This window comes from Lactococcus protaetiae (assembly GCF_006965445.1).
GTDB classification, from domain to species: Bacteria; Bacillota; Bacilli; order Lactobacillales; family Streptococcaceae; genus Lactococcus; species Lactococcus protaetiae.
This window is the reverse complement of the sequence record NZ_CP041356.1, coordinates 723,427-747,094: the sequence shown is the minus strand read 5'-3', so window position 1 is coordinate 747,094 and position 23,668 is coordinate 723,427. Positions and strand designations below refer to the sequence as shown.

The following is a 23,668-nucleotide window of genomic DNA, read 5'->3' as shown; positions in this document are numbered from 1 at the left end:
CTTGCAACGAAAGTGAAAAGCGTAGCTTTTCCTATTCGCAACCTTGACGCAATGCGTCATCTTCACTACGTTACGCTATCCATTCGCTCTAAGCCATCAGAGCTGGCAAGGCGAAATGGTAAGCGCAAGAGGAGGTTTGCGTGAAACGCAAAGGTTGCGATTGCGACTAGGTGCTTCCGCACCGTAGCGAGCATCGACAACGTAGCGTAGCGAAGTAATTTCTAAATGGGACATTTTAGAAATTAAACAGTATTAGAAGTTGCACCATGACAGAATTCTTTACTTCTATTGTTTTACTGACAGAAATTCTGTCAATAAAACACTAAGTATTTCACTGACAGAATTTCTGTCAGTAAATTTTTATTATTTTTTGCTGATTTCGCCTTTACGTCCATCTTTATTTTCTCGCAAATCGCCTTTTTCAAGCATTGACCAAAGGGCATCTTGCCAAGTGGGGATGACAAAACCTGTTGCTTTTGCTTTCTCAAGACTCATTGTCGAATTAAACGGACGCTTTGCTTTTGCTGGAAATTGACTTGAATCAACAGGCAAAACTTTTGTATCTGTATTTTTCAAGATTTCCGTCGCAAAGTCAAACCAAGTCACATCTTCTCCGGGCTTCGCATCATTCGTCAAATGATAAAATCCTGTCGCTTCGTCATTGTCCACCAGGTAAACCATAAATTCAGCGAGTGTCCGCGTCCATGTTGGACGTCCATGCTGGTCATTGACTACTGTGAGTGTGTCGTGCGTTTTTGCCAAATTTTGCATCGTAAAGACAAAGTTTGGACCGTAAGAGCCGAAAACCCAAGCCGTACGAATGATATAATGCTTCACACCACTTGCAACAACAGCTTCTTCACCCAAATGTTTCGTCCGTCCATATTCTGATTCAGGAGCTTTTGGTGCATCAACTGGCCACTCTTGACCAACTAGCAAAGTACCGCCAAATACATAATCTGTCGAAATATAGACTAACGTTGCACCGACACGAGCTGCCGCCTCAGCAACATTTTTCGTACCCTCAACATTGATTTTTTCATCAAGCGCCTTTCCCTCATCCTCAGCTTTATCAACCGCTGTATAAGCCGCACAATGATAAACTAACTCAGGTCTATTTTCATCAAAAAAGCTATCCACTGCGCCCTTGTCAGTAATATCAAGTTCTTTTGCATCCGTTGCCATATAAACCACACCACGCTCATCAAGCAAATGGCGCAATTCTGTACCGAGTTGCCCATTTCCACCTGTGATTAAAATCATATTTTCTCTACTTTCAGATTCATTAATTTTACTGACAGGATGTAGAAATCCATTCTGTCAGTATATAATTACTGACAGAGTCACTTTTAACTCTGTCAGTAAATTTTTTTATAACACTTTTTGAGTTTCAGCGTATTTCGCTTCAACAGCCGCTTTTTCAGCCTTCCACCAGCCCTCATTTTCTCGGTACCACTCGATTGTCGCTTTCAAACCCGATTCAAAGTCAGTGTGCTTTGGTTCCCAGCCTAATTCATTACGAAGTTTGCTATTGTCAATTGCATAGCGCAAATCATGACCCGCACGGTCAGTCACACGCTCATAGGCATCCGCTGGTTGACCCATCTCAGTTAAAATTTGCTCCAAAACTTCTTTGTTGTTCTTTTCTCCATCAGCACCAATCAAGTAAGTTTCGCCAATCCGACCTTTTGTTAAAATAGTCCAAACTCCTGACGAATGGTCTTCCGTATGAATCCAGTCTCGTACATTTTTACCATCACCATAAAGTTTTGGTTTAATTCCTGATAAAATATTTGTAATCTGACGAGGAATAAATTTTTCGATGTGTTGGTAAGGACCATAGTTGTTTGAACAATTTGAAATCGTTGCTTTTAAGCCAAAAGAGCGCACCCACGCACGCACAATCAAGTCAGACGCAGCCTTTGTCGAGCTATAAGGAGAGCTAGGATTGTAAGGCGTATGGTCAGTAAACTTTTCACCAGGTCCTTCACCATGCCCAGGTAAATCTTCACGATAAGGCAAATCTCCATAAACCTCATCCGTTGATACATGGTGGAAACGCAAATTATACTTACGTGCCGCCTGAATCAATGTATAAGTCCCGATAAAGTTGGTTTGGATAAACTCATCTTGCGATTTCAAACTATTATCATTATGACTTTCTGCTGCATAATGCACAATTGCATCAGCTTTACTTGCCACCTCATCAACAATGACAGGGTCAGCGATGTCGCCCACAACAAGCTCTACACGTTCGCCCAATATTTCTTCAATGTTCGCACGATTTCCCGCATAAGTCAATTTGTCCAAAACCGTAATATGTACTTCTGGATGATTGTTATAAACGTAGTGCACAAAGTTCGAGCCAATAAAGCCTGCACCACCTGTGACGACGATGTTTTTATATTCAGTCATGTTTTTCTCCGAAATTTTTATGTTCATCTTGATAAAGATAGTTTGCACTATAAAGCTCCACTATTGATTATTTAATACGCGACACTCTGTCTTAAATCTTGAAGCAGTTACAATTTTCATGTATTTTCCATTAAAAACAAGGAAATCTCCTGCACTCGCATTAATTTTAATCAGTCCACCAGCATTAACAATCCTTAGACTAGAAGGGCCTATCCACTGAAAACCTTTCGCTGTGAAAGCATCTTGCACCCAAACAGGAGCCTCTTCATTTCCGTTCTTTATCAACCAAAATTCTAACTTTTTCTTACTACGTAGATGTATTGCCTTCATTAAATTACAACAAATCCTTTGTCAAAGGTTTTACATCTTTTAGCATAGGATGGTTTTTATCTGCATCAGAAACCTCAGCTTCTTCCAGATTTTCCCAAGTAATATCAAGCGCTGGATCAGCATAGTTAACAAAAGCATATTTTGGTTTCAAATCTAACGCCCAATAATCATTAACCAGATAAGAGTAAGAAACAGTGTCAGATAGAACTTGAAAACCATTTGCTACACCACGTGGCACAAAAATCCCTTTACTAGCGTCAATCACAGTCTGATAAACTTGACCAAAACTCGCACCTTCGCGCAAATCTACCCAAGAGCCAAGCACACGACCGCTATCCGCCACCGAAATATATTTATCCCAAGGTTCAGCATGCAAACCCCTTAAAACATTTTTACGAGAAAAGCTCACATTATTTTGCAATTTTCCCTCAGCAAAAAAACTTTCTGGAAAGCCTAAAGGTAGCATTTTTTCCTTTTGAAAATTTTCTTTAAACCAGCCACGATTATCTCCGTGAACTGGAATATCAAACTCTAACATCCCCGGAATTGCTTCAATTTCCCGAGAAGCTAACGTTTTTTCGAAAAATTCTTCAGTCATACTAATCCTTCCCAATCAAACGCAATAGATATTGCCCATACTCATTTTTCTTCAGTGGTTGCGCCAATTCATAAACGTCATCTGCACTGATATAGCCCATTCGCCACGCAATTTCTTCCAAATTTGCCACTTGAACATTTTGCATACGTTGCACTGTTTCAATATATTGAGCTGCTTCCAAAAGTGACTCATGCGTTCCTGTATCAAGCCACGCAAAACCGCGTCCCATCAGTTCAACAGACAAGTCTCCACGTTCAAGATAAGCTTTGTTGACATCGGTAATTTCTAGCTCTCCACGAGGAGAAGGTTTTATGTTTTTAGCAATTTCCACCACATCATTATCATAGAAATAAAGACCTGTTACGGCATAATTTGATTTTGGATGCTCTGGTTTTTCTTCAATAGAAACAGCATTCATCTTATCATCAAATTCCACAACGCCAAAGCGCTCTGGGTCAGAAACATGATAGCCAAAGACGGTAGCCCTTTTTCTTTAGCAGCTGCATTTTGAAGCATTTTAGACATACCTGGTCCGTGATAAATATTATCGCCCAAAATCAGTGCAACTGAGTCCTCACCTATGAATTCCTCTCCAATGATGAAAGCTTGCGCCAATCCATCCGGAGAAGGTTGCACTGCATATTCCAGATTAATACCAAATTCTGAGCCGTCTTGCAACAACTCTTTAAAACGTGGTGTATCTGTAGGGGTTGAGATAATCAAAATATCTTTAATCCCCGCTAACATCAGTGTTGACAGTGGATAGTAAATCATTGGTTTATCATAAATAGGCATCAATTGCTTACTTGCGGCACGAGTTAAAGGGTAAAGACGAGTTCCAGACCCTCCGGCCAAAATAATCCCTTTCATGAAAGGACCTCCATAATATAATTAATCGTAGTAATTATATCATAAATCCTTTTTCATTTCACAAGCCTCTTTATCAGTTGAATGACTTTTAATACCGAAACATCAAAAAAGAGACTAAAAAGTCTCTTGATTTCATTAATAATTCACATAATTCATTGCACCACTTGCATCCTTCTGATAAACGTAACTTACATTACCACAAAAGAAGTCCGCCGCAGTGCTAACAAAATTTTTATCCGGATCATAAATCACACTCACTGAAAATTTCGTTGCTTTGTGAGTTGGAACTTGATTGGCGATTTCAGCATAATGAGAAACAACACCGCCACCACTACTCGTTTCAAACCCTGTACCATTCATCCCTTTTTCGCTATAGGTCACACCATTCACTGTTACCTGTGCGCCTCCATTTACGATTTGCTCTGGTGTGTATCCCGCAGCTATCAAGTCATAATAACCTGTCTTCTCTGCATAGTAACCGTTAAAAAGTTTCTGTGCAAGTACCTTTGCTCCTGCATCTGTCAAGTCAGCATCATAGTGTCCTCCTGCAATATTTTGACCTCCAGGCGCTGGGATATAATTATGAACAACTTGTTCTTGGCTGTTATTCCATTCACATTCTGTTTTTGCCAATGCGGTATCTTTTGAATCAGTACTGATAGAAAGATTAGCTGTCCCATTATTCGCAATCGCATTTTCATTCAAAATAAGTTGTGCCAGATAATTTGATGCTTGGGTGTTGAACCAGTCCAATGCTGTTTCTTGATTTCCAGTAGATTCTTGGAATTTTTGAGTTGTTTCTTGCGTACTCTGTGTTGAGCCAGATAAATTATCCTGGGTTGATTGTGTCGTTGGAGGAATGGATTTCCGAGTGGAGACCGAGCTTTTATCGAAGGGTTTTTCCATATCTTTTGACGATAAGGAAGTCGTTTGTGTACTCAAACTTTGCTTACTTGTTATCTTTGCAGCAGAAGCAAGATTTGACTTTTGAGAATCTGAAATCTGCATTTTATCTCTAGCTATGATCACTCCAAACACAGCAACTATAGCTATCAGAGCAGTTAATACTATTTTTTGAGCAAGTTTCACTGCTTCACTCTCCTATCTTCACTTAAAATTCAGTTTGTTCGTACTTTTAGTATACCGTTCTTCTCCATTTTTTCCCAAAGATACGCAAATCGATAAAACAAAAAACCTCAATTTGAGGTTTTTGTCATTTTCTAGGTTGTGAAACAAGTGCAGATTGAATGTTGAATTGACGTTTAAGTAACCACCTTACACCAAACGCAACGATACCAATGATAATCAAAGCAATTGCTGGAAGTTGGATATTGACAGAAGTTGGGAGCAATCCTGAGAGCACAGTAACCGCAATCCACAATAAGACTGAAACTGTGGTTGCGGCAAAACCTTTCCAGTTCCACTTTTGACGTGCTCCATCAGCTTTAGGACGATAGAAGAAGCGATACATCATATACATCACAAGACCTGCAATAGCAGATGATAAAACAACAGTGACAAATCCATATACTGGTGAAGCCGAGCTAACAAATGCCATAATGCCATTTAAAACAGAGATAAATCCTAGGAAGAGTAATGTACTATCCAACCACATCAAACCAGGATTTTCATTTTTTTCTGTGACAGGCTTGTCAGCAACTTTTGGTTGATATTTCTGAGCAAACTCTGTCGGTGCTCCCAGAAGCTTCCTAGCAATTGTACCATTTTTTTGAGCCTCAATAATTTGTGGGAGAATATCATTTAAAATTGTCTTAATTTCTTCATCAGACTTGCCAAGTAGCATGAGCTGCTTGGTCACTGAATGGATATATTCTTTGTTCTTTGCAGTGAGTTCTTCTATTAAATTTTCCATAGCTTCATTTTAGCAGAATCTCTAAAAAAAATCATTAAAAAATAGTGTAAAAGCTTGATTTTTTATTTAAGAAAATGTTATACTTAACAGGTATGTTATTTTATAGAACATAAAAATCTAATGGGAGGTATGCACCATGTCTAAAGAATGTTATTTCACTGGTCGTAAGACTGTGACATCTAATAACCGCTCACACGCAATGAACCAAACTAAACGTGTAGTTAAACCTAATCTTCAAAAAGTGACTATCCTTGAAAACGGTGAACTTAAAACTGTTTGGGCTTCAGCTAAAGCTTTGAAAAAATTGCCAGCAGGCGTAGAACGCGTGTAATTTTTTTGTTTTTTGCAAAACACAAAAACATCCTGTCAGATTGATGGGGTTTTTTATTTTTTATTTTTGAACATATCATCATTTTTGTCAAATATTAGATCATAGTTTTGACAAGATAGCGATTCCATCAGTCAATACAACTGTTTTATTTTACAAAAATATGATAGAATAAGTAGTGATATTTAAATAATATGGAGGAAAGTGCCGTTTGTCAGAAAAAATTTTTTCTGAGCTCGAGAAATCGTGTCATTGATGACGGTACAGGTATAAAAATGAGTGTTACTATTAACAACCAACATGGTAACGTTGACATTGCTACCGAAGTCATTGCGACTGTTGTAGGTGCCTCTACGACTGAGATTTTCGGTGTGGTCGGTATGACAAGTAAGTCAGCTGTTAAAGACAACGTCCGCAATATCTTACGTCAAGAAAACTACTCAAAAGGCGTTGTTGTCACAACTAGTGATAACGAAATTTCCATTGATGTTTATGTTGTAATTAGTTATGGTGTAAAAATCAGCGAAGTCGCTAAAAATATCCAAGAACGTGTGCGTTTCAATCTCGAAAATCAACTCGGCATTACTGCTGCCCGTGTGAACGTGTACGTACAAAATGTGAAGGTGGTTGAGGACTAGTGTCAAATATCAATTCAAGTAAATTTCAAGAAATGATTCAAGCTGCGGCAAGCCGTTTGAATGAACAGGCTGAATATGTCAACTCACTCAATGTATTTCCTGTACCAGATGGTGATACAGGAACCAACATGGGAATGACCATTACTAATGGTGCAAAAGAAGTGGCTGAAAAATCAGCGAATACAGTTGGTGAAGTCGCTCAAATTCTCTCAAAAGGGTTGCTTATGGGAGCGCGTGGAAACTCTGGTGTTATTTTAAGCCAACTTTTCCGTGGTTTTGGACAATATGCAAAAGATTATGAAGAACTTGATGGGATTCATCTCGCAGCTGCACTCCAAAATGGTGTAGAAGTGGCTTACAAAGCCGTAATGAAACCTGTTGAGGGAACCATTCTTACTGTTTCTCGTGGTGCTGCTGAAATGGCAAAACATAAGACCGATGAAACTGATGATGCCACACAGGTTATGACAGCCGCTCTTGAAGGTGCAAAACGTGCGCTTGCCAAGACTCCTGATTTGTTGCCTGTCCTTAAAGAAGTCGGTGTAGTTGACTCTGGTGGACAAGGTTTGGTTTACATTTACGAAGGCTTTTTGATGGCACTCAATGGTGAATTTGTTCCTGAAACACCTACTGCTGAACTTGGGGCAATGGATCGTATGGTTAATATTGAACATGAGAGCGTCGCAAATGCTTCAACTTCGGATATTAAATATGGTTATTGTACAGAAATTATGGTTGAACTTGGTCAAGGTCCAACCGCTCGTGAAGGTTATAATCACGATAATTTCCAAGCGTATCTAGCAGGTATCGGAAATTCTCTTCTTGTTGTTGATGATGACGAAATTGTAAAAGTTCATGTCCATACAGAAGATCCTGGACTTGTGATGCAGGAAGGTTTAAAATACGGACGTCTCGTAAAAGTCAAAGTCGATAATATGCGTCTTCAAAATGAAGGTGTGGCTGAAAAAGAAGCCAAATCTTCAAAGGTATCCACTTCTACTTCTAAGAAAGATTGGGGACTTATCGCTATTGCAGCTGGCGAAGGATTAGCTGATATTTTCCGCGAAATGGGTGTTAACCATATTGTTTCAGGTGGACAAACGATGAATCCTTCAACTGAAGATATTCTAAATGCTGTTGAAGCGGTCAATGCAGAAAAGGTTATTATTTTACCAAACAATAAAAATATTTTTATGGCTGCGAAATCGGCTGCTGAAGTTGCTGAAATTCCTGTGGAAGTAATTGAAACAGCCACAATTCCACAAGGATTCACTGCATTATTGAGTTTTGACCCAACACGCACGATAGAAGAAAATAAAGATGCAATGACTAGTGCATTGTCTGATGTTCAATCTGGTTCTGTGACAACTGCAATCAGGGATACAAATGTTGATGGTATTGAAATTCATAAAAAAGATACCCTCGGTATGTTGAATAATAAAATCGTTGCTTCAACGAAGAAAATGAATGATGCTATCTTCGCCGTATTTGACAAAATGATTGATGAAGACAGTGAAATTGCTGCGATTTATGTAGGTAGTGAAGGTAAAAAATCTAATGCCGACCGTATCGCTAAGGAACTAGAAAAGAAACATCCAAATCTTGAAGTTGAGATTCATGATGGTAAACAACCTGTTTACCCATATATCTTCTCTGTTGAATAAGTTCAAAATATATTGTTTCAACTACTTATCAATATTGTAATTGTAATTAAAAGCTGTCAGTATGCTGACAGCTTTTTTCAGCTCTACTGACAAAGCTTCTATTCGCCGATTCAATGTTCACGTTACTCGCATTGAACTGACAGCTTTTTTAGGTCACTCTACTTGATAAGCTTTTGCTCGATTACTGTTAAAACACCAGATTCATCATTACTTGGTGCGATAAAGTCCGCTTTAGCTTGTACTTCTGGAAAAGCATTCGCCATCGCATAGCTAAATTTAGCTTGAGCCAGCAGTTCAAAATCGTTGTAGCCATCTCCAAATGCCATCGTCTCACTGACAGAAACAGAAAGCAATTCCTGTAACTTTTGTACGGTTGTACCTTTGTGAATTCCTTTTGACGTGATATCAATCCAAGCTGCTTCACTTGCCACAATGTAAAACTGCTCTTGTTCAGCCTTTAACTGCTCAAAGCTTGCATAGCAACGCTTCTGCCTATCAAACACTGTCACTTTGACAAAATCATCAGTGATTTCGCTGAAATCTTTGACCGCTTTCATTACCGCATAGGACCCCCTGACCAGCTCTCCATCAAGCTCTGCCCGACTTTCTTTGATAATCGCTGCGCTTTCTGTGCAAGCAATGATGGTCTGGTCAGCATGAATTTCTTCTAATTTTTGAATCAACTGCTTGCCTTGAGCATTTGGAATAAGTTGCTGAAATTCAAATTTTCCATTGAATTTTATCCGACTCGCAGAATCTCCCAAAATCCATATTTTCTTGGATAAGTCACCAAAAAGTTCTTCCACGCGCTCTGTTTGCTTTCCTGTCACTACTCCAAAGGCAATTTCTTTTTCTGTCAGTGCTGACAGAATTTTTTTGAACCTGTCAGCATCAAAAGTCCCGCTGGAATTGAGAAATGTACCGTCTAGATCCGTTAAAACAAGTTTAATCATCATTCTTCTTTCTGAACTATATTCTATTTGTATCTGCTTACAGTTTATCATAAAAAATCAGCGCATAAGTTCTATTTTTAAGGAACATTTGCCAAAATTAAAATCCTAAAATAAAACTTTTAAATGTTAAACATCCAAAGGTTTTATTTTAGGATTAATTATTTAATGGTTGCACCCTTAATTTTCTTTTAACTTATGAGCAAAAAAACTTTCAAATAAGTTGGTCACACTTTAATTTCGTGGATTTTTGACAATTGTGTCACCACCTCGGAAGAACACAGCCCAGAGAACAATGGCACAAATTATCGTGAATCCTGTCAGCACAAGAAAACTAATATGAAGATTGCCGATGCCTGCAACGACAAATGGATAAACGAATCCACCTAAACCACCGATTGCACCAACAAATCCTGTGACCGCTCCTGTATTCTTCTTCGAAACATAAGGTACCATTTTGAAAACAACACCATTACCAATACCTGCAAAAACGGCAAGTAGGAAAACTCCTGTCATGAGAATGGCAAAATTTTTCGTTCCCTCAGCAAGAACTAAGGTTGACACAAATACACCTGCAAATACAAACATCAACATTTTTTTAGGCAAAATCTTATCAGCAATAGCACCACCAAGCGGACGCATAATCGTTGCAACAGCAGAGAACCCAGCCGCCCAAAAACCTGCAATGACAAGAACCCGTGCAGGATTGTCAGCAATGACAAAACCGTTGACATTTCCTTTACCAATCAAAGTTGGAATTAGATTACCGAAAGCCATGAATGAACCAAAGGTCAACATATAAAAAAGTGACAAATACCAAGTATCTTTTTCCTTAGCCACTGACAGCGCACTACCCAACGTTTTGTTTTTGTCAGTAGGCATTTCTTTTGTTGTCAGTGCAAAGATAACAGTAAAGACAGCAATAAGTACAATAAGGAAATTATAAGCATAGTCAATATGCTTTGCAGGGCCGATAATAGATGGCAGAATCAGTGCAGAGACCGCGTTACCGATGTTCCCCATCCCAGCGATTCCAAGTGCAAGTCCTTGTTTTTCAGCAGGGAACCAAACACTGACATAGCTAATTGCAACAGCAAATGACGTTCCAGCCATTCCCAAAAGCAATAAAACCCAGAGCATCGCAGTATAACTTGTGATATGCGGAATAATAACCAGCGGAATTAATGTGAAAATCATTAATGCAATAAAAACTTTTTTACCACCTAAACGGTCAGATAAAATCCCCATTGGGATACGCATAATTGAGCCGAGCAAAACTGGCACTGCAACAAGTACCTTTTGTGCCCCTGTGCCCGCTACAAATCCGAGCTTCGGTGCAAATGCAGTTGCTAATGGTGCAACAGAAGACCATGCCATAAACGAAACCAACATCGCCAAAGTTCCCATGACAAGCGCCATTGTAGCAGCTTTTTTATCGTTGGAAATATTTTCCATGATAATAAATCTCCTTAGTTATTTTATACTAGTCTCATTTTTAATAAAAGACCGTGATTAGCATTTTTTGACGCTATTCTCACATCATTTTGATATGAAGCGACACATTACGTTGTATTCGTTTAACAATGTAACAGCTATTAACAAGCTATATTTTATTACAATTTGTATGAAAAAGCTACACTGAGTTGTGTAAAATACACTTGACATCGTTTTCTTTTAAATACGCTTTGAACGACAAAAAAAGCTGTCACTGACAGCTTTGTAAGCATACTGACAGGATTTTTATCGCTCTGTCAGCCTCCGATTTGACTCATATGTCGCCAAGTTGGTTTTTGAAATTGACTTTTTTCATTTTCTGCAAGTGCCATTTCATGATTTTCTGGTTTCATGTCAAGTGAATGTAAAATTTTTGCTTTAAAAGCCTCAAAGTCATCAAGATAAGGACGAATACTTTCTTCGTCATCCCAATAAAGACACGACTTAATGTAACCATCTGCCGTCACTCGTAAACGATTACAGCTCTCACAAAAGCGACAGGATACTGGATGAATCAATCCAAATGACCCTTTTGCTCCAGAAATTTGAAAATTTTCTGAAGGTCCATTCCCAGCAAAATCAATCGGCTCATAATCCCAACCATTCTCCTCACAAATATCAAAAACTGTTTCAACTCCTTTATATTTGTGTTTCCACATCTCATTATCTCGCTCGATATTGGTATGACCAATAGGCATAAACTCAATGAAACGAACATTCACTGGATGTTCAATCGAATATTTCAAAAAATCAATAATTTCGTTGTCATTTTGCCCCCAATAACGACGACATTCATCTTTATTTTGAAGGGAAATTGGCTGGCTTTTTCCAAACCTTTTAAAACCTGCTTAATATTTCCACCACGTGTGATTTCACGGTATTTATCTGCTTCAAAAGTATCCAAACTGATGTTTATCCGCTTTAAACCCGCATTCCACAATTTTTCAGATAAACGTGCTAATGCCAAACCATTTGTTGTAAGAGCGATATCTTCAATTCCCGAAATACTTGCAATCCCTTCAACCAGTTCAAGAATATCATGGCGCATCAACGGCTCTCCACCAGTCAAACGAACTTTTTTGATTCCAAGCTTTGCAAAATTTGTTACTAGTTGTATAATCTCATCTTTCGAAAGCACTTTATCATCTGGAAAAAACTCTAATCCTTCTTCTGGCATACAGTAAACACAGCGTAAACTACATTTATCTGTAATACTGATACGAATATAATCATGAATTCGACCAAAACGGTCTGTCAGTACAAATGGTTCTGTCATTTTTGTTGTCATTATTTCTCCTTTTGATGAGACAATCTTGTATTTCAGCACAAAATTACGGTAAATCTACCGCACTCACAATTACTCAGAGTTTTTCATATTTAGGTTGTGAGGCACCTCAATTCAGTGTCTTATTTTACAAAGAATGGGCTACTCCCTTTATGAAAAATTACGATATTCTATATTTTCAGCTCTGTCAGCATACTGACAGCTTTTATCCACCACTGACAGGTGGAATAATTGCAATTTCTTCAATATTTCTGCTGTCAACTTCTTCGTCAAAGATGTAAACTTGGTTTACAGCGACATTACACTGTAAAAACTCTGTTTGATGCATTGGATATTGCTCTGTCAGTACTGATAGAATGATATTTTTATTAATTTTATCTGGTAAATCAAGTTTAATCTCTGGTGCGATAAATGCGCCAAGAAAGCCAAATAGTTTTACCTTTTTCAATGTTGTTTCCTCCGGAAAATTCTATCTGTTGTGCATAACTCTCTTGTCTGTTTATTTCCCCCATCTCTCAATCTCACCATCTACCTCTTTTTTCCAAATAGGCACTGTTTCTTTAAGATGATCAATGATACTATGACAGCCCTCAAATGCTGCTTCGCGGTGCGGACTAGCCACACCAATCAACACAGCCTCATCAGTCAGCTCTAGCCTCCCTAAACGATGAACAATAACAACACGGTCTCCTCGCGCTTCTATCGGAGCCGCCAATTTTTGCAATTCTTTAATTGCCATTTCTTCATAGGCAGTGTACTCGATATAATCCGTATGTTCCACTTTTCCGCTCTTTTTTGTCCATTCTCGTACCGTCCCAACAAATAGGTCAATTCCACCGTATTTTTCGTCCTTGAGCAGACTGTAATAGCGCCCGACATCAATCGGGCTTGTTTGTAATTTTATGATTGCCATATTTTTTCTATATTTTTGTCCAAATAAGCCAGATAAGTACTGTTAGCAATTCTACGCCAAATCCCAATAATAGTGAAAGTCCGACTGCCTTCATCGAAGATTTAAAACCGCCATCGCCAGCATTTTTAAATTTGATTTTCAGCCGAATCATATTAATGAGAACAATGATGAAACCACCCAAAAATATTACGGGAAGTACAACATTCATTCTTTTTTACTCTCCGTATATAAAATGCCCTGATTTTCCACCCATTTTCTCAACCAAATGACATTCTGTAATCTGCATTCCTCTATCCATTGCTTTACACATATCATAAACGGTAAGTGCTGCAATTTGTACCGCTGTCAACGCCTCCATCTCCACACCTGTTTGATTAACTGTTTTTACAGTTGCAGTAAGTGTCAACCTGTCAACTCCATCATCAACGAAATTGATGTCCACACCTGAAAGAGGAAGGAGATGACACATTGGAATCAACTCTGATGTACGTTTTGCCGCCATGATACCAGCAGTTTGAGCTACAGCAAGCACATCTCCTTTTTTCACTTTTCCTTCTTTAATTCTCTTAAGTGTTTCTGCTTGCATGATAATGGTTGTCGTGGCTAGCGCCACACGTTTAGTGACAGTTTTCTCAGTTACATCCACCATCTTAGCGCGCCCCTGTCCGTTAAAATGGGTTAATTCGTCAGCCATGACTTTAACCATTCCTTTCGTTTTTCTTCTGTCGTCAAATCAATCATATTTTCTGTCAGTACTGACGGAAAAATCGTTCCAACAAATTCAATATTGTCAAATTCTGCGAAGTCTGTAACTTGGTCATTTTCTCGCAAGAGCAATAATTTCGGGAAATTTTCCTTCTTAAATCCTTCAATTAGAAGTAAATCTGTTTCTGGTCGAACAAAATCAGCAATTTCTTCTTCCAATGCTTTTGCTGGACGTGTTTCATGCCAAAAAAATCCTTTGTCATTTTGCATCCCAACTTGCTGCGCTCCCGCTTGAGCAAATCGTGCTGTATCCGTTCCTTCCACATCCATCGAAACCGTATGATGAGTATGTTTAAAGCTTGCAACAACAAGATTCAGTTCACGAGCTGACTTAATAAAATCAATTGTTGTCGTTGTCTTTCCAGACTTTTTTTTGCCGATTATTTGTAAGGCAGTAACCATACTTCAACCTCCTCACCCTTGTGAATACTACTATCATGCGGAACTTTAAAGAATGCTGTTGTACTATGTAAATTTCCAAGTGCTGATGATTTATCAGAACCAATTTGACTAACAATAAGTCCAGAATCATGGTCAAAATTGACCGTTGCACGTAGATATTTATCAAAATTATTTGGTTTATCGTAATCATGAGCCAAAGGTAACTTCACTTGTTTTAAACGACTTTTTCCTCCAACAAACCGTTGCAACGTAGGCTCAACAAAAAGATAAAATCCTGTGAAGCAAGCTCCTGGATTTCCCGAAAGCGCAATAACAGGTGTTCCCTTATGAACAAAAGCAGTCGTTGGACTCCCTGGTCGCATACTCAATTTATTAAATAAAAATTGGTCTGCCGCTTTAGCTGCCTCAGCCATGAAATCAAAATCGCCAACAGATACTCCGCCAGTCGTTAATACAAGATCACACCGTGAAGTTAGGTCATTTAAAATCGCCAGTGTATCATGAAGTTCGTCTTTGACATTATCCAAAGTGATAACAAGACCACCGTTTTCTCGGACTAAAGCTTCGAGAAGTGGGCCATTCGAATTATAAATTTTCCCTTCAACATAAGCTTCACCAGCTTTTAGAAGCTCCGAACCTGTCGCTAAAATCCCAACTTTTGGCTTTTGATAAACCAATACCTCAGCAATACCAAAAGCATTAAGCAAACTGATTGCACCAGCATTTAAGCGTGTTCCTGAACTTAACAGCAAATCGCCTTTAAGAAATTCTTCACCAATAGAAGAAATATTACTGTGCTTCATACTTTCCTTGATTAACACTTTATCATCTGAACACTTTTCTGTAACTTCGAGCATGGTGACCTTACCAACTTCATCTGGAACTTTGGCACCCGTCATAATCCTCACTGCTTGACCCGAAGACATCTTTTTCTCCAAAACTGAACCTGCACCAATGTTATCTATAATTTCAAATTCACGTGGAAAACTATGATCATCTTCATTCAAAATCCCATAGCCATCATATCCACTCCTTCTGAAAGCCGGAATCGGAAAAGTAGCGTAAATATTCTCTGCAAGCACATAAAAATGTGCTTCAGCAGTAGAAATTTTCTTTGTTTTAGTTTGTAAATTTACACTTTGAAGCAGCCCTTGAGCTTCTTCAAGCGTGATAATATCACGATTTAGATACATGACAATCTCTCAATTCTATTTTTACTTTTTTATATATTTTCCAAAACTACAGAATCCCGCTTTTTCAGAGAAAAAGTTACACCCTTAGTATATCAAAAATTTAGAGGCTTGTGCCAACGAAAAGCAACGCAATGTAGTTTATCGAAGCAAGTGCTTGCTAACACCCCTACCTTTTAGTTAGGAATGAAGCAGCACTAACTTTGAATTTCGTCCGACTGCCATAGGGCGTTGGCGCTTTTAGCGCCTAGGCTTCTTGGAAAAGACCACTTCGCCTTGCGACTTTAGTCGCTTAGAGCGAATGGATAACGAAGTGAAGCGGAGGTGTGACCTCATATCGAAGATGTTAAGCAGACTGTTGCAGCTTTAGCTGCGTACAGGTCGCTTAGTTGTTACACCTAGAGGTTGTACCTTAAATTCAGTGGTGAATTGAAACTCCACTGAATAAGTCTTGACTTCATTTTTTCTTTTTTAAAAGTCCAAAGTTAAGAGCTATTCTCAAGGAAATCTGGCTCTAATCCAGACTTCATACTAGTCTATCTTTCAAACTCAAACAAGCTTTTATAGCACAGTCGCACAAAGAAATTCGTAAACCAAAATCATCCATTATGCTTTTTTATTAACTTCTTCAACGACCATATAGCAGCATTTTGACATCATGAAGTTACAAGACAGCCAATCAAAAGCAAAACAAGTCAAGCTCACAAGCTTTATGATAAAATAAAACCATGACTATCGGAATCATTCTAGCGGGTGGAAAGTCCAGTCGCTTTAAAAACGGAGATAAAGCTCTATTTTTAGATAAAAGCTCCAATCAAACTTGGACAGAAATCGCTTACAGAAAACTGTCAGCACTGACAGAAAAAACTTATATCGTTGCAAGCCATTCTAATCTTCCTCAAATCAAAAAACAACTTCCATCAGCACACATTGTTACTGACCATTCACTTTTCGCTGGAGAAGGACCACTAGCAGGCTTATACACCGTTTCATCAATAGCTAAAAATACACATGATTATCTAATTTTAGCCGTAGATTATCCAGAGATTTCGGTACAATCACTGACAGAACTTCTGTCAGTAAAAAATACTTATATCAAAAATAATTTCACCATTGCTCACCTTACTTTCAGCCATACCCAAATACAAGACTTTCTGGAAAATAAAAACCGTCGAATGCAAGATTTTTTAGCCTCTATCCAAGCAACCTCAATAACCCTGCCTGAGATTGAGCTTACCAACCACAACTATCAATAAACATTACCCAAGTTTTTTCACTCTTGACTCAAAAAACATAAACTAATTTATGATAAATCAGACTCATCAGCACTGACAGAAAGCTGTCAGTGACTAAAAAACCCAGCTAAGCTGGATTTTTTCTTTTAACGACGTGAATACCGACGATAAACCACAAAACGACGGAAAATATAATGCAAAGGAACATAAAGTGCATGAACTAACCGCGTATAAGGGAAAAATCCAAACATAGCCAAGCCACAAATGATGTGCAACTTATAAAATAATGGAATATTATTCATCAAATTCCAAGCCGGACTGAAAGCAAATAAACCACGTCCCCAAACTCCAATTGTCGTACGATAATCAAATCCAGGTGTCATAGGACCTGCCAAAATGAGCTCATCATCCCAAGCACAATCGTAACCAACAATGCCACAATCACAACATTATCATTTAGCGTAGAAGTTGCAGCAACACGCTTACTCGTAAAACGACGATAAGTCAGTACAATAATTCCTACAAGAGTCATTGCACCAAACACACCACCAATTCCCATCGCAAGCACCTTATGATAGAACTCATTAGTAATCCCGATTGAGTCCGTAAACGTTTCTGGAATAAAAATACCAATCACGTGTCCACCAAATACCCCAAGAATCCCAATATGGAAAAGAATCGACCCCCAAATCAAGCGCTTCTTCTCCATGAGTTCACTTGATTTCGCAGTAACAGAGCCGGGTTTTCTCATTCGAACAACTGTTCCGATGAAAAACGAACCAAGCATCAAATATGGGTAAACCACCCAAAGCATAAAGTTCCAAAACTGAGTCATCTAAGCTTTTTCTCCTTTCCTCATCTCTGCGTTATCTCCTCCATCAATAATGCAATACCGTAAGCTACTACGAATTAAGCGAACCAAGTCTAAATATGGCTCATCTACAAGCTCTTTTGCCTGCTTTAGAATCTCATAAGTTCCATCTTCTAACACAGAAAATAACAAATTCAAATCTTCAATTCGAGTATCTTCTACGGGTCCATCTGTCCACACGCCAAGTCCCAGAAATTCCAACATCGTAGGCAAATAGTCCGTCATTTCAGCCATATCAAGCTCTACACCAAACATCTCATAGAGCATTTTCAATTTTGCCAAAATCCCTCCACGCTCACGTGAATCCTCAAAACGATAATAGGTACAGTACATCGTAATTCGCTTATTTAGTTCAAAGAGTCCTGTATAATTTTCTTGTAGTTCTTGTAAAGACTTAGCCTGAAACTCCTTCAAAACACTTAAAAATTGATTTTTTTCGGGAATCTGAGGAAAGTTTTTTAACACTTCCATTGCAAAGTCCTGACTTCTTACCTCATCATCTGGAAAATCAATTGCTTGAGAAAGAAGCAAAAAACTCTTTCTCAAACGTTCCAACTCTCGAACATTAATCACGCCAAATTCCTCCATAGAAGCTTTCAGCGTAAATATCTGAACCAGATTTCCCTTTCTGAGCTTTTTGAATCATTGACGAATGTAAATCAGCCAACGAACAACCATTACATTCATCGTAGCCTAAAGCACCTTGCGCTTTTTCTACATCTTCAAATTGTTCTTCCCTATGCGCCTTAGGAATCACAAAGCGGTCTTCATATTTAGCAATCGCAAGCAAACGATAGAGTGAAGTAGCTGATTCCTTTGTCAAACCAACCATTTTCAACTTCGCTTCATCAAATTCTTTTCCTGAAGTTGCCGCACGCATATACAAACGAATCATCGCCAACTTGTAAAGTGCAGCCTTAACTGGTTCCACGTTGCCAGCTGTCAAGATTGATGCCAAATAGTCCACAGGAATACGCATCTCATCAATACCTGGGAAAATCATCTCAGGATTTTTCAGCGAATTTTTTCCTTCAAAATAGCTCATGATTGGACTAAGCGGTGGACAATACCAAACCATTGGCATGGTACGATATTCAGGGTGCAAAGGAAAGGCAATTTTTTCTTCCATGACCATCCGATAGACAGGAGAATTTTGCGCCCCCTCAATCATGTCCTCAGAAATTCCCTCAGCACGCGCCGCCTCAATCACTTTAGAGTCATAAGGGTCAAGAAAAACTTCAAGTTGACGTTGATAAAGTAATTTTTCATCTGGCTCGCTGGCTGCCTCAGCCACACGATCGGCATCATAAAGCATCACACCAATATAACGAATCCGTCCCACACAAGTTTCAGAGCATACCGTTGGTAAACCTTCCTCAATACGTGGATAACAGAAAGTACATTTTTCGGCCTTGTGTGTCGACCAATTAAAGTAAACTTTTTTGTAAGGGCAAGAACTTACACAAAAACGCCAACCTTTACAATGGTCTTGATTGACCAAAACAATCCCATCTTCATCACGTTTATACATCGCTCCTGATGGGCAAGAACTTACACAAGCAGGGTTTAAACAATGTTCACAAAGACGAGGCAAATACATCATAAATGTCGTCTCAAAGTTAGCCTTAATATCTGATTCAATTTTAGCAATATTAGGGTCATTAGCGATAGAATGTTCCCTCCTGCTAAATCATCATCCCAGTTTGGTCCCCATTTAAGATCAATATTTTCACCCGTAATTTGTGATTTTGCCCGCGCTACAGGTTGGTGTTTTTGAGCTTTTCCAAAAAGATTGCGATAGTCGTAAGTCCAAGGTTCATAATAATCATCAAGCTCTGGCATATCAGCATTGTAAAAAATACTAAAGGTTGCTACTTTTTCAGCCTTTCCTCCAGCTTTCAAAGTTAGCTTACCATTCTTATTAACTTTCCAACCACCAGCATATTTTTCTTGGTCTTCCCAACGCTTTGGATAACCCACACCAGGCTTTGTTTCGACATTGTTAAACCACATATATTCAGTTCCTGGACGATTAGTCCAAGTATTTTTACAAGTCACAGAGCAAGTATGACAACCGATACATTTATCAAGGTTGAGCACCATACCGATTTGTGCTTTTACTTTCATGAGTCGCCTCCTTCTGTATTAGACCAATCTACCTTGTCCAATTTTCTAACATTGACATATAAATCACGCTGATTTCCGATTGGACCATAGTAGTTCCAGCCATAAGAAAGTTGCGCATATCCTCCAACCATTTGCGTTGGCTTGATATGAATTTGTGTAGGAGCATTATGCGAGCCACCACGATTCCCAGTAATATTTGAAAGTGGCACTTGAACAGTAGCATCCTGAGCATGATACATATACATTGTACCTTCTGGCATCCGGTGTGAAACGACTGCTCTTGCTGTTACCACACCATTTCGGTTGTAAAGTTCTAGCCAATCATTATCTTTAATTTCCAATTTCTTCGCATCCTCAATCGAAAGCCAAACATTTGGACCACCGCGGAAAAGGGTCAGCATATGAATATTATCCTGATACATGGTATGTATGTTCCATTTACCATGTGGTGTCATATAACGCAAAGTAATTTCTTTACCCTCTGCCACTTTGATGTCTGCATCTTTTGGCCCATCACTTGTGGAGGTAAAGTAGGTTTATACGTTGAAAGATTTTCTCCATATTCTTGGAAAATTTCATGATCAATATAGAATTGTTGACGTCCTGTCAATGTACGGAAAGGTACCAAACGCTCAATATGTAGAGAGAATGCTGAATAGCGTTCGCCATCTTTTTTAGCAGAAGTACCGATTGGTGTTGGATAAGATTCACGAGGTTGAGCTGTGATATCTTTGAAAGTCATCTTTTGTTGCTCATAGCCTCCACCAATATCAAGTAAATCTACCCCGTGTTCTTCTTCAGCAGCTTTCCACGCTTCCATATTAACTTTACCGTTTGAAGTAGATGAAAGTGTCAGGATTGCATCAGCCACTTGTTTCGCTTCATAAATTTTAGGAAGTCCAGCATTGCTTCCTGTTTTATAGGTTTGAAGCGTGTGTTTCAGTTCCTCATACTGCTTAGCTACTGGGTAAGATAAACCAATCGCGCCAACTTTTCCTTTGGCAAGGTTGGGACCAAGTGCAATATATTGGTCATACAGCTTCGTGTAATCGCGTTTTACAAGCTTAATGTTTGGCATTGTTTGCCCAGGAATAGCCTCAATTTCACCTTTTTTCCAGTCCTTAACTTGACCAAACGGTTGAGCAATTTCAGCTTTTGAATCATGTGCCAACGGGCTAGTATGAATATCATAGACTGGTCCATCAAATTCTTTTTTTGCCATTTCTTGGAAAGTTTTAGCAAGTTCACGGAAAATATTCCAGTCTGTTTTTGATTCCCAAAGTGGACTTACCGCAGCATTAAACGGATGTATAAATGGATGCATATCTGTTGAAGATAAATCCTCTTTTTCATACCATGTTGCTGCTGGCAAAACAATATCAGAGTACATTGGTGTTGTTACCATCCGAAAATCAAGCGTTGTTACAAGGTCAAGTTTACCTGTGACTTCCTCTTCATTCCATTCCATTTCTTCAGGTTTGAAGTTATCATTTGTTTTGGCAAGCAGACCATTCTCAGCTCCCAAAAGATGCTTCATGAAATACTCTGCCCCTTTACCTGATGAGGCAAAAAGATTTGAACGCCAGATAAACATGCCTTTAGGTTGATTTTCCTTACGGTCTGGTGCTTCTACAGCAAATTGTAAGCTGCCTGATTTGAGTTCTTCAACAATACGTGGTTTGATTTCTTCAATATCGGTCGTACCATATTGCTTTACAAAATCAAGTGAATTACGATTAAATTGTGGATAACTTGGTAACCATCCTAATCGAACTGCCATTTGGTTATAGTCTGCTGGATGTTTATAGCTATTGGATGTTTTATTTGCTAACGGAGATTTAAGCGCTTCATTATCCATCTCATCATACTTCCATTGGTCTGAAGCAAAGTAAAAGAAAGAAGTTCCATTTTGTTGACGTGCAGCACCTGGGTTCCAGTCGTTAGCAAATGTAACTGCTGCCCAACCTTCTGCTGGACGGAGTTTTTCTTGACCAACATAGTGAGCCCAGCCACCACCAGAAACACCAATACAGCCTGTCAAAGCCAACATATTGATGACACTACGATAAATCATATCAGAGTTGAACCAGTGATTGACACCCGCACCAATAATGACCATTGTTTTACCTTTGGTATCCTCGGCATTTTGTGCAAATTCTTGACCGATTTGAATAGCGAGTGAAGCTTTAACCCCTGTAATTTTTTCTTGCCAAGCAGGTGTGTATGGTGAGTCTAAGTCATCATATCCTTTAGCAGCAAGGTCATCACTGGCTACGCGTTTCACACCATACTGCGACATTTGTAAATCAAACACAGTAGTGACAAGATGTTCTGTGCCATCCTCAAAAATCACAGGCTTCACAGGAACATTCCGAGTCAAAATACTTGACCCTGCTTCATCAAAATAAGGAAAATCAATTTTAACATGTGGTGTATTTTCTTCTAAAATTGATAATTTAGGATTAATCCCCCAAGTTTTAGATTCCATTTTTCTGAATGGTCCCAACGCTGACCGATTGTTCCATTTGGAACTTTAATTTGTTGATCATTTTCATCAATTAGAACTGGTTTCCATTCTGAATTTTCTTCCGAGTTTTTGCCATGGAGATCAGAAATACGAAGAAAACGCCCTGACTTATAATTTCCATTATCATCTTTATCTAAAAGAATCAAGAATGGAAGGTCTGTGTATTGCTTTGTATACTCAATGAAGTAAGGAACTTGGCGATCAACATAATATTCTTTTAAGATAACATATGTCATCGCTTGAGCTAAGGCCGCATCTGTTCCTGGATGCGGTGCCAGCCAGTTATCTGCGAATTTAACATTTTCGGCATAGTCTGGGCTTACTGCAACAACTTTAGCTCCTTTATAACGCGCTTCTGTCATAAAGTGAGCATCTGGTGTCCGAGTTAATGGGACATTTGAACCCCACATCATAATATATTGAGAGTTATACCAATCCGCTGATTCTGGAACGTCAGTTTGCTCTCCCCAAATTTGTGGAGAAGCGGGTGGCAAATCGGCATACCAATCATAAAATGACAACATCTCACCACCCAAAAGTGATAAGAAACGCGCCCCAGAGGCAAAAGAAATCATTGACATCGCTGGAATAGGTGAGAAACCAACAAGACGGTCGGGACCATACGTTTTAATCGTATAAGTCAGCATAGCTGAGATAAGCTCAAGCGCATCAGACCATTTAACTCGTACAAGTCCACCATGTCCACGCGCTGCTTTATATTCGCGTGATTTTTCTGGATTCTCTACGATAGACTTCCATGCTGCAACTGAATCTCCTGCAAATAGGTTTTTGGCTTCAAGCCACATTGTCCAAAGTACACCACGAATATAGGGATATTTAATACGTAATGGACTGTATTCATACCAACTAAAGCTTGCACCACGAGGACAACCACGTGGTTCATATTCAGGCATATCTGGACCACACGAAGGATAGTCTGTTGCTTGATGCTCCCAGGTGATAATCCCTTGCTTGACAAAGACGTTCCAAGAGCATGAGCCAGTACAGTTGACACCGTGAGTCGTACGAACTATTTTATCATGCGCCCAACGTCTGCGATATATATCTTCCCAGCGGCGATTATTTTCTTCAAGCTGAGTGAACGACCCATTGAATTTCTCAACGACGTTGAAAAAACGTGGTTTTCTCATAATTCCGGTCCCTTTCATAATGGATAAATTATTTTCTAGAGT

The 23,668-nt window shown here is 38.9% G+C and carries 21 protein-coding genes and 4 pseudogenes; 4 read left to right on the top strand and 21 right to left on the bottom strand.

What is annotated here, in order from left to right:
• Window positions 1-363: 363 nt before the first annotated feature.
• The 7 genes and pseudogenes from rfbD to FLP15_RS03840 form a co-directional block, all read right to left on the bottom strand.
• Window positions 364-1,263: a dTDP-4-dehydrorhamnose reductase gene (rfbD, locus tag FLP15_RS03870; RefSeq protein ID WP_142766071.1), complete on the bottom strand. Its 900-nt coding sequence runs from the start codon at window positions 1,261-1,263 to the stop codon at window positions 364-366.
• Between the two features lie 108 nt (window positions 1,264-1,371).
• The gene (gene rfbB / locus FLP15_RS03865) at window positions 1,372-2,415 is read right to left on the bottom strand and encodes a dTDP-glucose 4,6-dehydratase (RefSeq protein WP_142766070.1); all 1,044 of its coding nucleotides are present in this window, start codon (window positions 2,413-2,415) and stop codon (window positions 1,372-1,374) included.
• 60 nt (window positions 2,416-2,475) lie between these two features.
• Window positions 2,476-2,745 carry a hypothetical protein gene (locus tag FLP15_RS03860; protein WP_142766069.1) on the bottom strand — a complete coding sequence of 90 codons (270 nt, stop codon included), beginning with the start codon at window positions 2,743-2,745 and terminating at the stop codon, window positions 2,476-2,478.
• Between the two features lie 4 nt (window positions 2,746-2,749).
• Entirely contained in the window at window positions 2,750-3,343 is a 594-nt protein-coding gene (locus tag FLP15_RS03855) for a dTDP-4-dehydrorhamnose 3,5-epimerase family protein (protein ID WP_142766068.1), read from the bottom strand.
• A gap of 1 nt (window position 3,344) precedes the next feature.
• Window positions 3,345-4,213, bottom strand: a pseudogene (rfbA, locus tag FLP15_RS03850) (glucose-1-phosphate thymidylyltransferase RfbA).
• 135 nt (window positions 4,214-4,348) lie between these two features.
• Window positions 4,349-5,302, bottom strand: coding sequence for a hypothetical protein (locus tag FLP15_RS03845; protein ID WP_142766067.1), 954 nt, complete (start codon window positions 5,300-5,302; stop codon window positions 4,349-4,351).
• 124 nt (window positions 5,303-5,426) lie between these two features.
• Window positions 5,427-6,086, bottom strand: coding sequence for a DUF1129 domain-containing protein (locus FLP15_RS03840; RefSeq protein WP_142766066.1), 660 nt, complete (start codon window positions 6,084-6,086; stop codon window positions 5,427-5,429).
• 136 nt (window positions 6,087-6,222) lie between these two features.
• On the opposite strand from FLP15_RS03840, the gene rpmB reads away from it, so the two are divergent.
• From rpmB to FLP15_RS03825, 3 genes are all read left to right on the top strand, one after another.
• Window positions 6,223-6,417, top strand: a complete 195-nt coding sequence (rpmB, locus tag FLP15_RS03835) for a 50S ribosomal protein L28 (protein WP_120772929.1) — start codon at window positions 6,223-6,225, stop codon at window positions 6,415-6,417.
• 272 nt (window positions 6,418-6,689) lie between these two features.
• Window positions 6,690-7,052, top strand: coding sequence for an Asp23/Gls24 family envelope stress response protein (locus FLP15_RS03830; protein ID WP_162930940.1), 363 nt, complete (start codon window positions 6,690-6,692; stop codon window positions 7,050-7,052).
• Window positions 7,052-8,716: a DAK2 domain-containing protein gene (locus FLP15_RS03825; RefSeq protein WP_142766065.1), complete on the top strand. Its 1,665-nt coding sequence runs from the start codon at window positions 7,052-7,054 to the stop codon at window positions 8,714-8,716. Before FLP15_RS03830 ends, FLP15_RS03825 begins: the two co-directional genes overlap by 1 nt.
• Before the next feature lie 158 nt (window positions 8,717-8,874).
• Here FLP15_RS03825 and FLP15_RS03820 read toward each other — a convergent pair whose 3' ends face one another.
• The 9 genes and pseudogenes from FLP15_RS03820 to FLP15_RS03780 all read right to left on the bottom strand — a co-directional run bounded on the left by FLP15_RS03820 (window position 8,875) and on the right by FLP15_RS03780 (window position 15,718).
• Window positions 8,875-9,669 (bottom strand): HAD family hydrolase, encoded by a 795-nt coding sequence (locus FLP15_RS03820; protein ID WP_142767421.1) that lies wholly within the window; start codon window positions 9,667-9,669, stop codon window positions 8,875-8,877.
• 231 nt (window positions 9,670-9,900) lie between these two features.
• Window positions 9,901-11,121, bottom strand: coding sequence for a nitrate/nitrite transporter (locus FLP15_RS03815; protein WP_142766064.1), 1,221 nt, complete (start codon window positions 11,119-11,121; stop codon window positions 9,901-9,903).
• 296 nt (window positions 11,122-11,417) lie between these two features.
• Window positions 11,418-12,436 (bottom strand): annotated as a pseudogene (gene moaA / locus FLP15_RS03810) (GTP 3',8-cyclase MoaA).
• A 214-nt stretch (window positions 12,437-12,650) separates the two neighbouring features.
• Complete coding sequence (locus FLP15_RS03805; protein ID WP_142766063.1) at window positions 12,651-12,893, bottom strand: MoaD/ThiS family protein; 243 nt, start codon at window positions 12,891-12,893, stop codon at window positions 12,651-12,653.
• A gap of 51 nt (window positions 12,894-12,944) precedes the next feature.
• Window positions 12,945-13,358, bottom strand: coding sequence for a molybdenum cofactor biosynthesis protein MoaE (locus tag FLP15_RS03800; RefSeq protein ID WP_142766062.1), 414 nt, complete (start codon window positions 13,356-13,358; stop codon window positions 12,945-12,947).
• A 7-nt stretch (window positions 13,359-13,365) separates the two neighbouring features.
• Window positions 13,366-13,566 carry a hypothetical protein gene (locus FLP15_RS03795; RefSeq protein ID WP_142766061.1) on the bottom strand — a complete coding sequence of 67 codons (201 nt, stop codon included), beginning with the start codon at window positions 13,564-13,566 and terminating at the stop codon, window positions 13,366-13,368.
• A gap of 6 nt (window positions 13,567-13,572) precedes the next feature.
• Window positions 13,573-14,052 carry a cyclic pyranopterin monophosphate synthase MoaC gene (gene moaC, locus FLP15_RS03790; RefSeq protein ID WP_142766060.1) on the bottom strand — a complete coding sequence of 160 codons (480 nt, stop codon included), beginning with the start codon at window positions 14,050-14,052 and terminating at the stop codon, window positions 13,573-13,575.
• A complete protein-coding gene (mobB, locus tag FLP15_RS03785) occupies window positions 14,037-14,525 on the bottom strand; it encodes a molybdopterin-guanine dinucleotide biosynthesis protein B (protein WP_142766059.1) in 489 nt (162 codons plus the stop codon). Before mobB ends, moaC begins: the two co-directional genes overlap by 16 nt.
• Window positions 14,504-15,718 (bottom strand): molybdopterin molybdotransferase MoeA, encoded by a 1,215-nt coding sequence (locus FLP15_RS03780; RefSeq protein ID WP_142766058.1) that lies wholly within the window; start codon window positions 15,716-15,718, stop codon window positions 14,504-14,506. The genes mobB and FLP15_RS03780 overlap by 22 nt, the downstream gene beginning before the upstream one ends.
• Window positions 15,719-16,443: 725 nt before the next feature.
• On the opposite strand from FLP15_RS03780, the gene FLP15_RS03775 reads away from it, so the two are divergent.
• Window positions 16,444-16,971 (top strand): NTP transferase domain-containing protein, encoded by a 528-nt coding sequence (locus FLP15_RS03775; protein WP_142766057.1) that lies wholly within the window; start codon window positions 16,444-16,446, stop codon window positions 16,969-16,971.
• Window positions 16,972-17,096: 125 nt separating this feature from the next.
• Here FLP15_RS03775 and FLP15_RS13555 read toward each other — a convergent pair whose 3' ends face one another.
• The 5 genes and pseudogenes from FLP15_RS13555 to FLP15_RS13545 all read right to left on the bottom strand — a co-directional run bounded on the left by FLP15_RS13555 (window position 17,097) and on the right by FLP15_RS13545 (window position 23,626).
• Window positions 17,097-17,333, bottom strand: coding sequence for a respiratory nitrate reductase subunit gamma (locus tag FLP15_RS13555; RefSeq protein ID WP_280954086.1), 237 nt, complete (start codon window positions 17,331-17,333; stop codon window positions 17,097-17,099).
• Window positions 17,330-17,785, bottom strand: a complete 456-nt coding sequence (gene narI, locus FLP15_RS13550) for a respiratory nitrate reductase subunit gamma (RefSeq protein WP_280954085.1) — start codon at window positions 17,783-17,785, stop codon at window positions 17,330-17,332. The genes FLP15_RS13555 and narI overlap by 4 nt, the downstream gene beginning before the upstream one ends.
• Entirely contained in the window at window positions 17,786-18,409 is a 624-nt protein-coding gene (gene narJ / locus FLP15_RS03765; RefSeq protein WP_142766056.1) for a nitrate reductase molybdenum cofactor assembly chaperone, read from the bottom strand.
• Window positions 18,387-19,948: pseudogene (gene narH, locus FLP15_RS03760) on the bottom strand (nitrate reductase subunit beta). The gene narJ and the pseudogene narH overlap by 23 nt, the downstream one beginning before the upstream one ends.
• Window positions 19,945-23,626, bottom strand: a pseudogene (locus FLP15_RS13545) (nitrate reductase subunit alpha). Before FLP15_RS13545 ends, narH begins: the two co-directional pseudogenes overlap by 4 nt.
• Between the last annotated feature and the right edge of the window lie 42 nt (window positions 23,627-23,668).

Bases quoted from the DNA above. Each gene is read 5' to 3' on its own strand.
- rfbD (WP_142766071.1), bottom strand. From the start codon at position 1,263: ATGATTTTAATCACAGGTGGAAATGGGCAACTCGGTACAGAATTGCGC.
- rfbB (WP_142766070.1), bottom strand. From the start codon at position 2,415: ATGACTGAATATAAAAACATCGTCGTCACAGGTGGTGCAGGCTTTATT.
- FLP15_RS03860 (WP_142766069.1), bottom strand. From the start codon at position 2,745: ATGAAGGCAATACATCTACGTAGTAAGAAAAAGTTAGAATTTTGGTTG.
- FLP15_RS03855 (WP_142766068.1), bottom strand. From the start codon at position 3,343: ATGACTGAAGAATTTTTCGAAAAAACGTTAGCTTCTCGGGAAATTGAA.
- FLP15_RS03840 (WP_142766066.1), bottom strand. From the start codon at position 6,086: ATGGAAAATTTAATAGAAGAACTCACTGCAAAGAACAAAGAATATATC.
- rpmB (WP_120772929.1), top strand. From the start codon at position 6,223: ATGTCTAAAGAATGTTATTTCACTGGTCGTAAGACTGTGACATCTAAT.
- FLP15_RS03830 (WP_162930940.1), top strand. From the start codon at position 6,690: ATGAGTGTTACTATTAACAACCAACATGGTAACGTTGACATTGCTACC.
- FLP15_RS03820 (WP_142767421.1), bottom strand. From the start codon at position 9,669: ATGATTAAACTTGTTTTAACGGATCTAGACGGTACATTTCTCAATTCC.
- FLP15_RS03815 (WP_142766064.1), bottom strand. From the start codon at position 11,121: ATGGAAAATATTTCCAACGATAAAAAAGCTGCTACAATGGCGCTTGTC.
- FLP15_RS03800 (WP_142766062.1), bottom strand. From the start codon at position 13,358: ATGGCAATCATAAAATTACAAACAAGCCCGATTGATGTCGGGCGCTAT.
- FLP15_RS03795 (WP_142766061.1), bottom strand. From the start codon at position 13,566: ATGAATGTTGTACTTCCCGTAATATTTTTGGGTGGTTTCATCATTGTT.
- moaC (WP_142766060.1), bottom strand. From the start codon at position 14,052: ATGGCTGACGAATTAACCCATTTTAACGGACAGGGGCGCGCTAAGATG.
- mobB (WP_142766059.1), bottom strand. From the start codon at position 14,525: ATGGTTACTGCCTTACAAATAATCGGCAAAAAAAAGTCTGGAAAGACA.
- FLP15_RS03780 (WP_142766058.1), bottom strand. From the start codon at position 15,718: ATGTATCTAAATCGTGATATTATCACGCTTGAAGAAGCTCAAGGGCTG.
- FLP15_RS03775 (WP_142766057.1), top strand. From the start codon at position 16,444: ATGACTATCGGAATCATTCTAGCGGGTGGAAAGTCCAGTCGCTTTAAA.
- FLP15_RS13555 (WP_280954086.1), bottom strand. From the start codon at position 17,333: ATGACACCTGGATTTGATTATCGTACGACAATTGGAGTTTGGGGACGT.
- narI (WP_280954085.1), bottom strand. From the start codon at position 17,785: ATGACTCAGTTTTGGAACTTTATGCTTTGGGTGGTTTACCCATATTTG.
- narJ (WP_142766056.1), bottom strand. From the start codon at position 18,409: ATGGAGGAATTTGGCGTGATTAATGTTCGAGAGTTGGAACGTTTGAGA.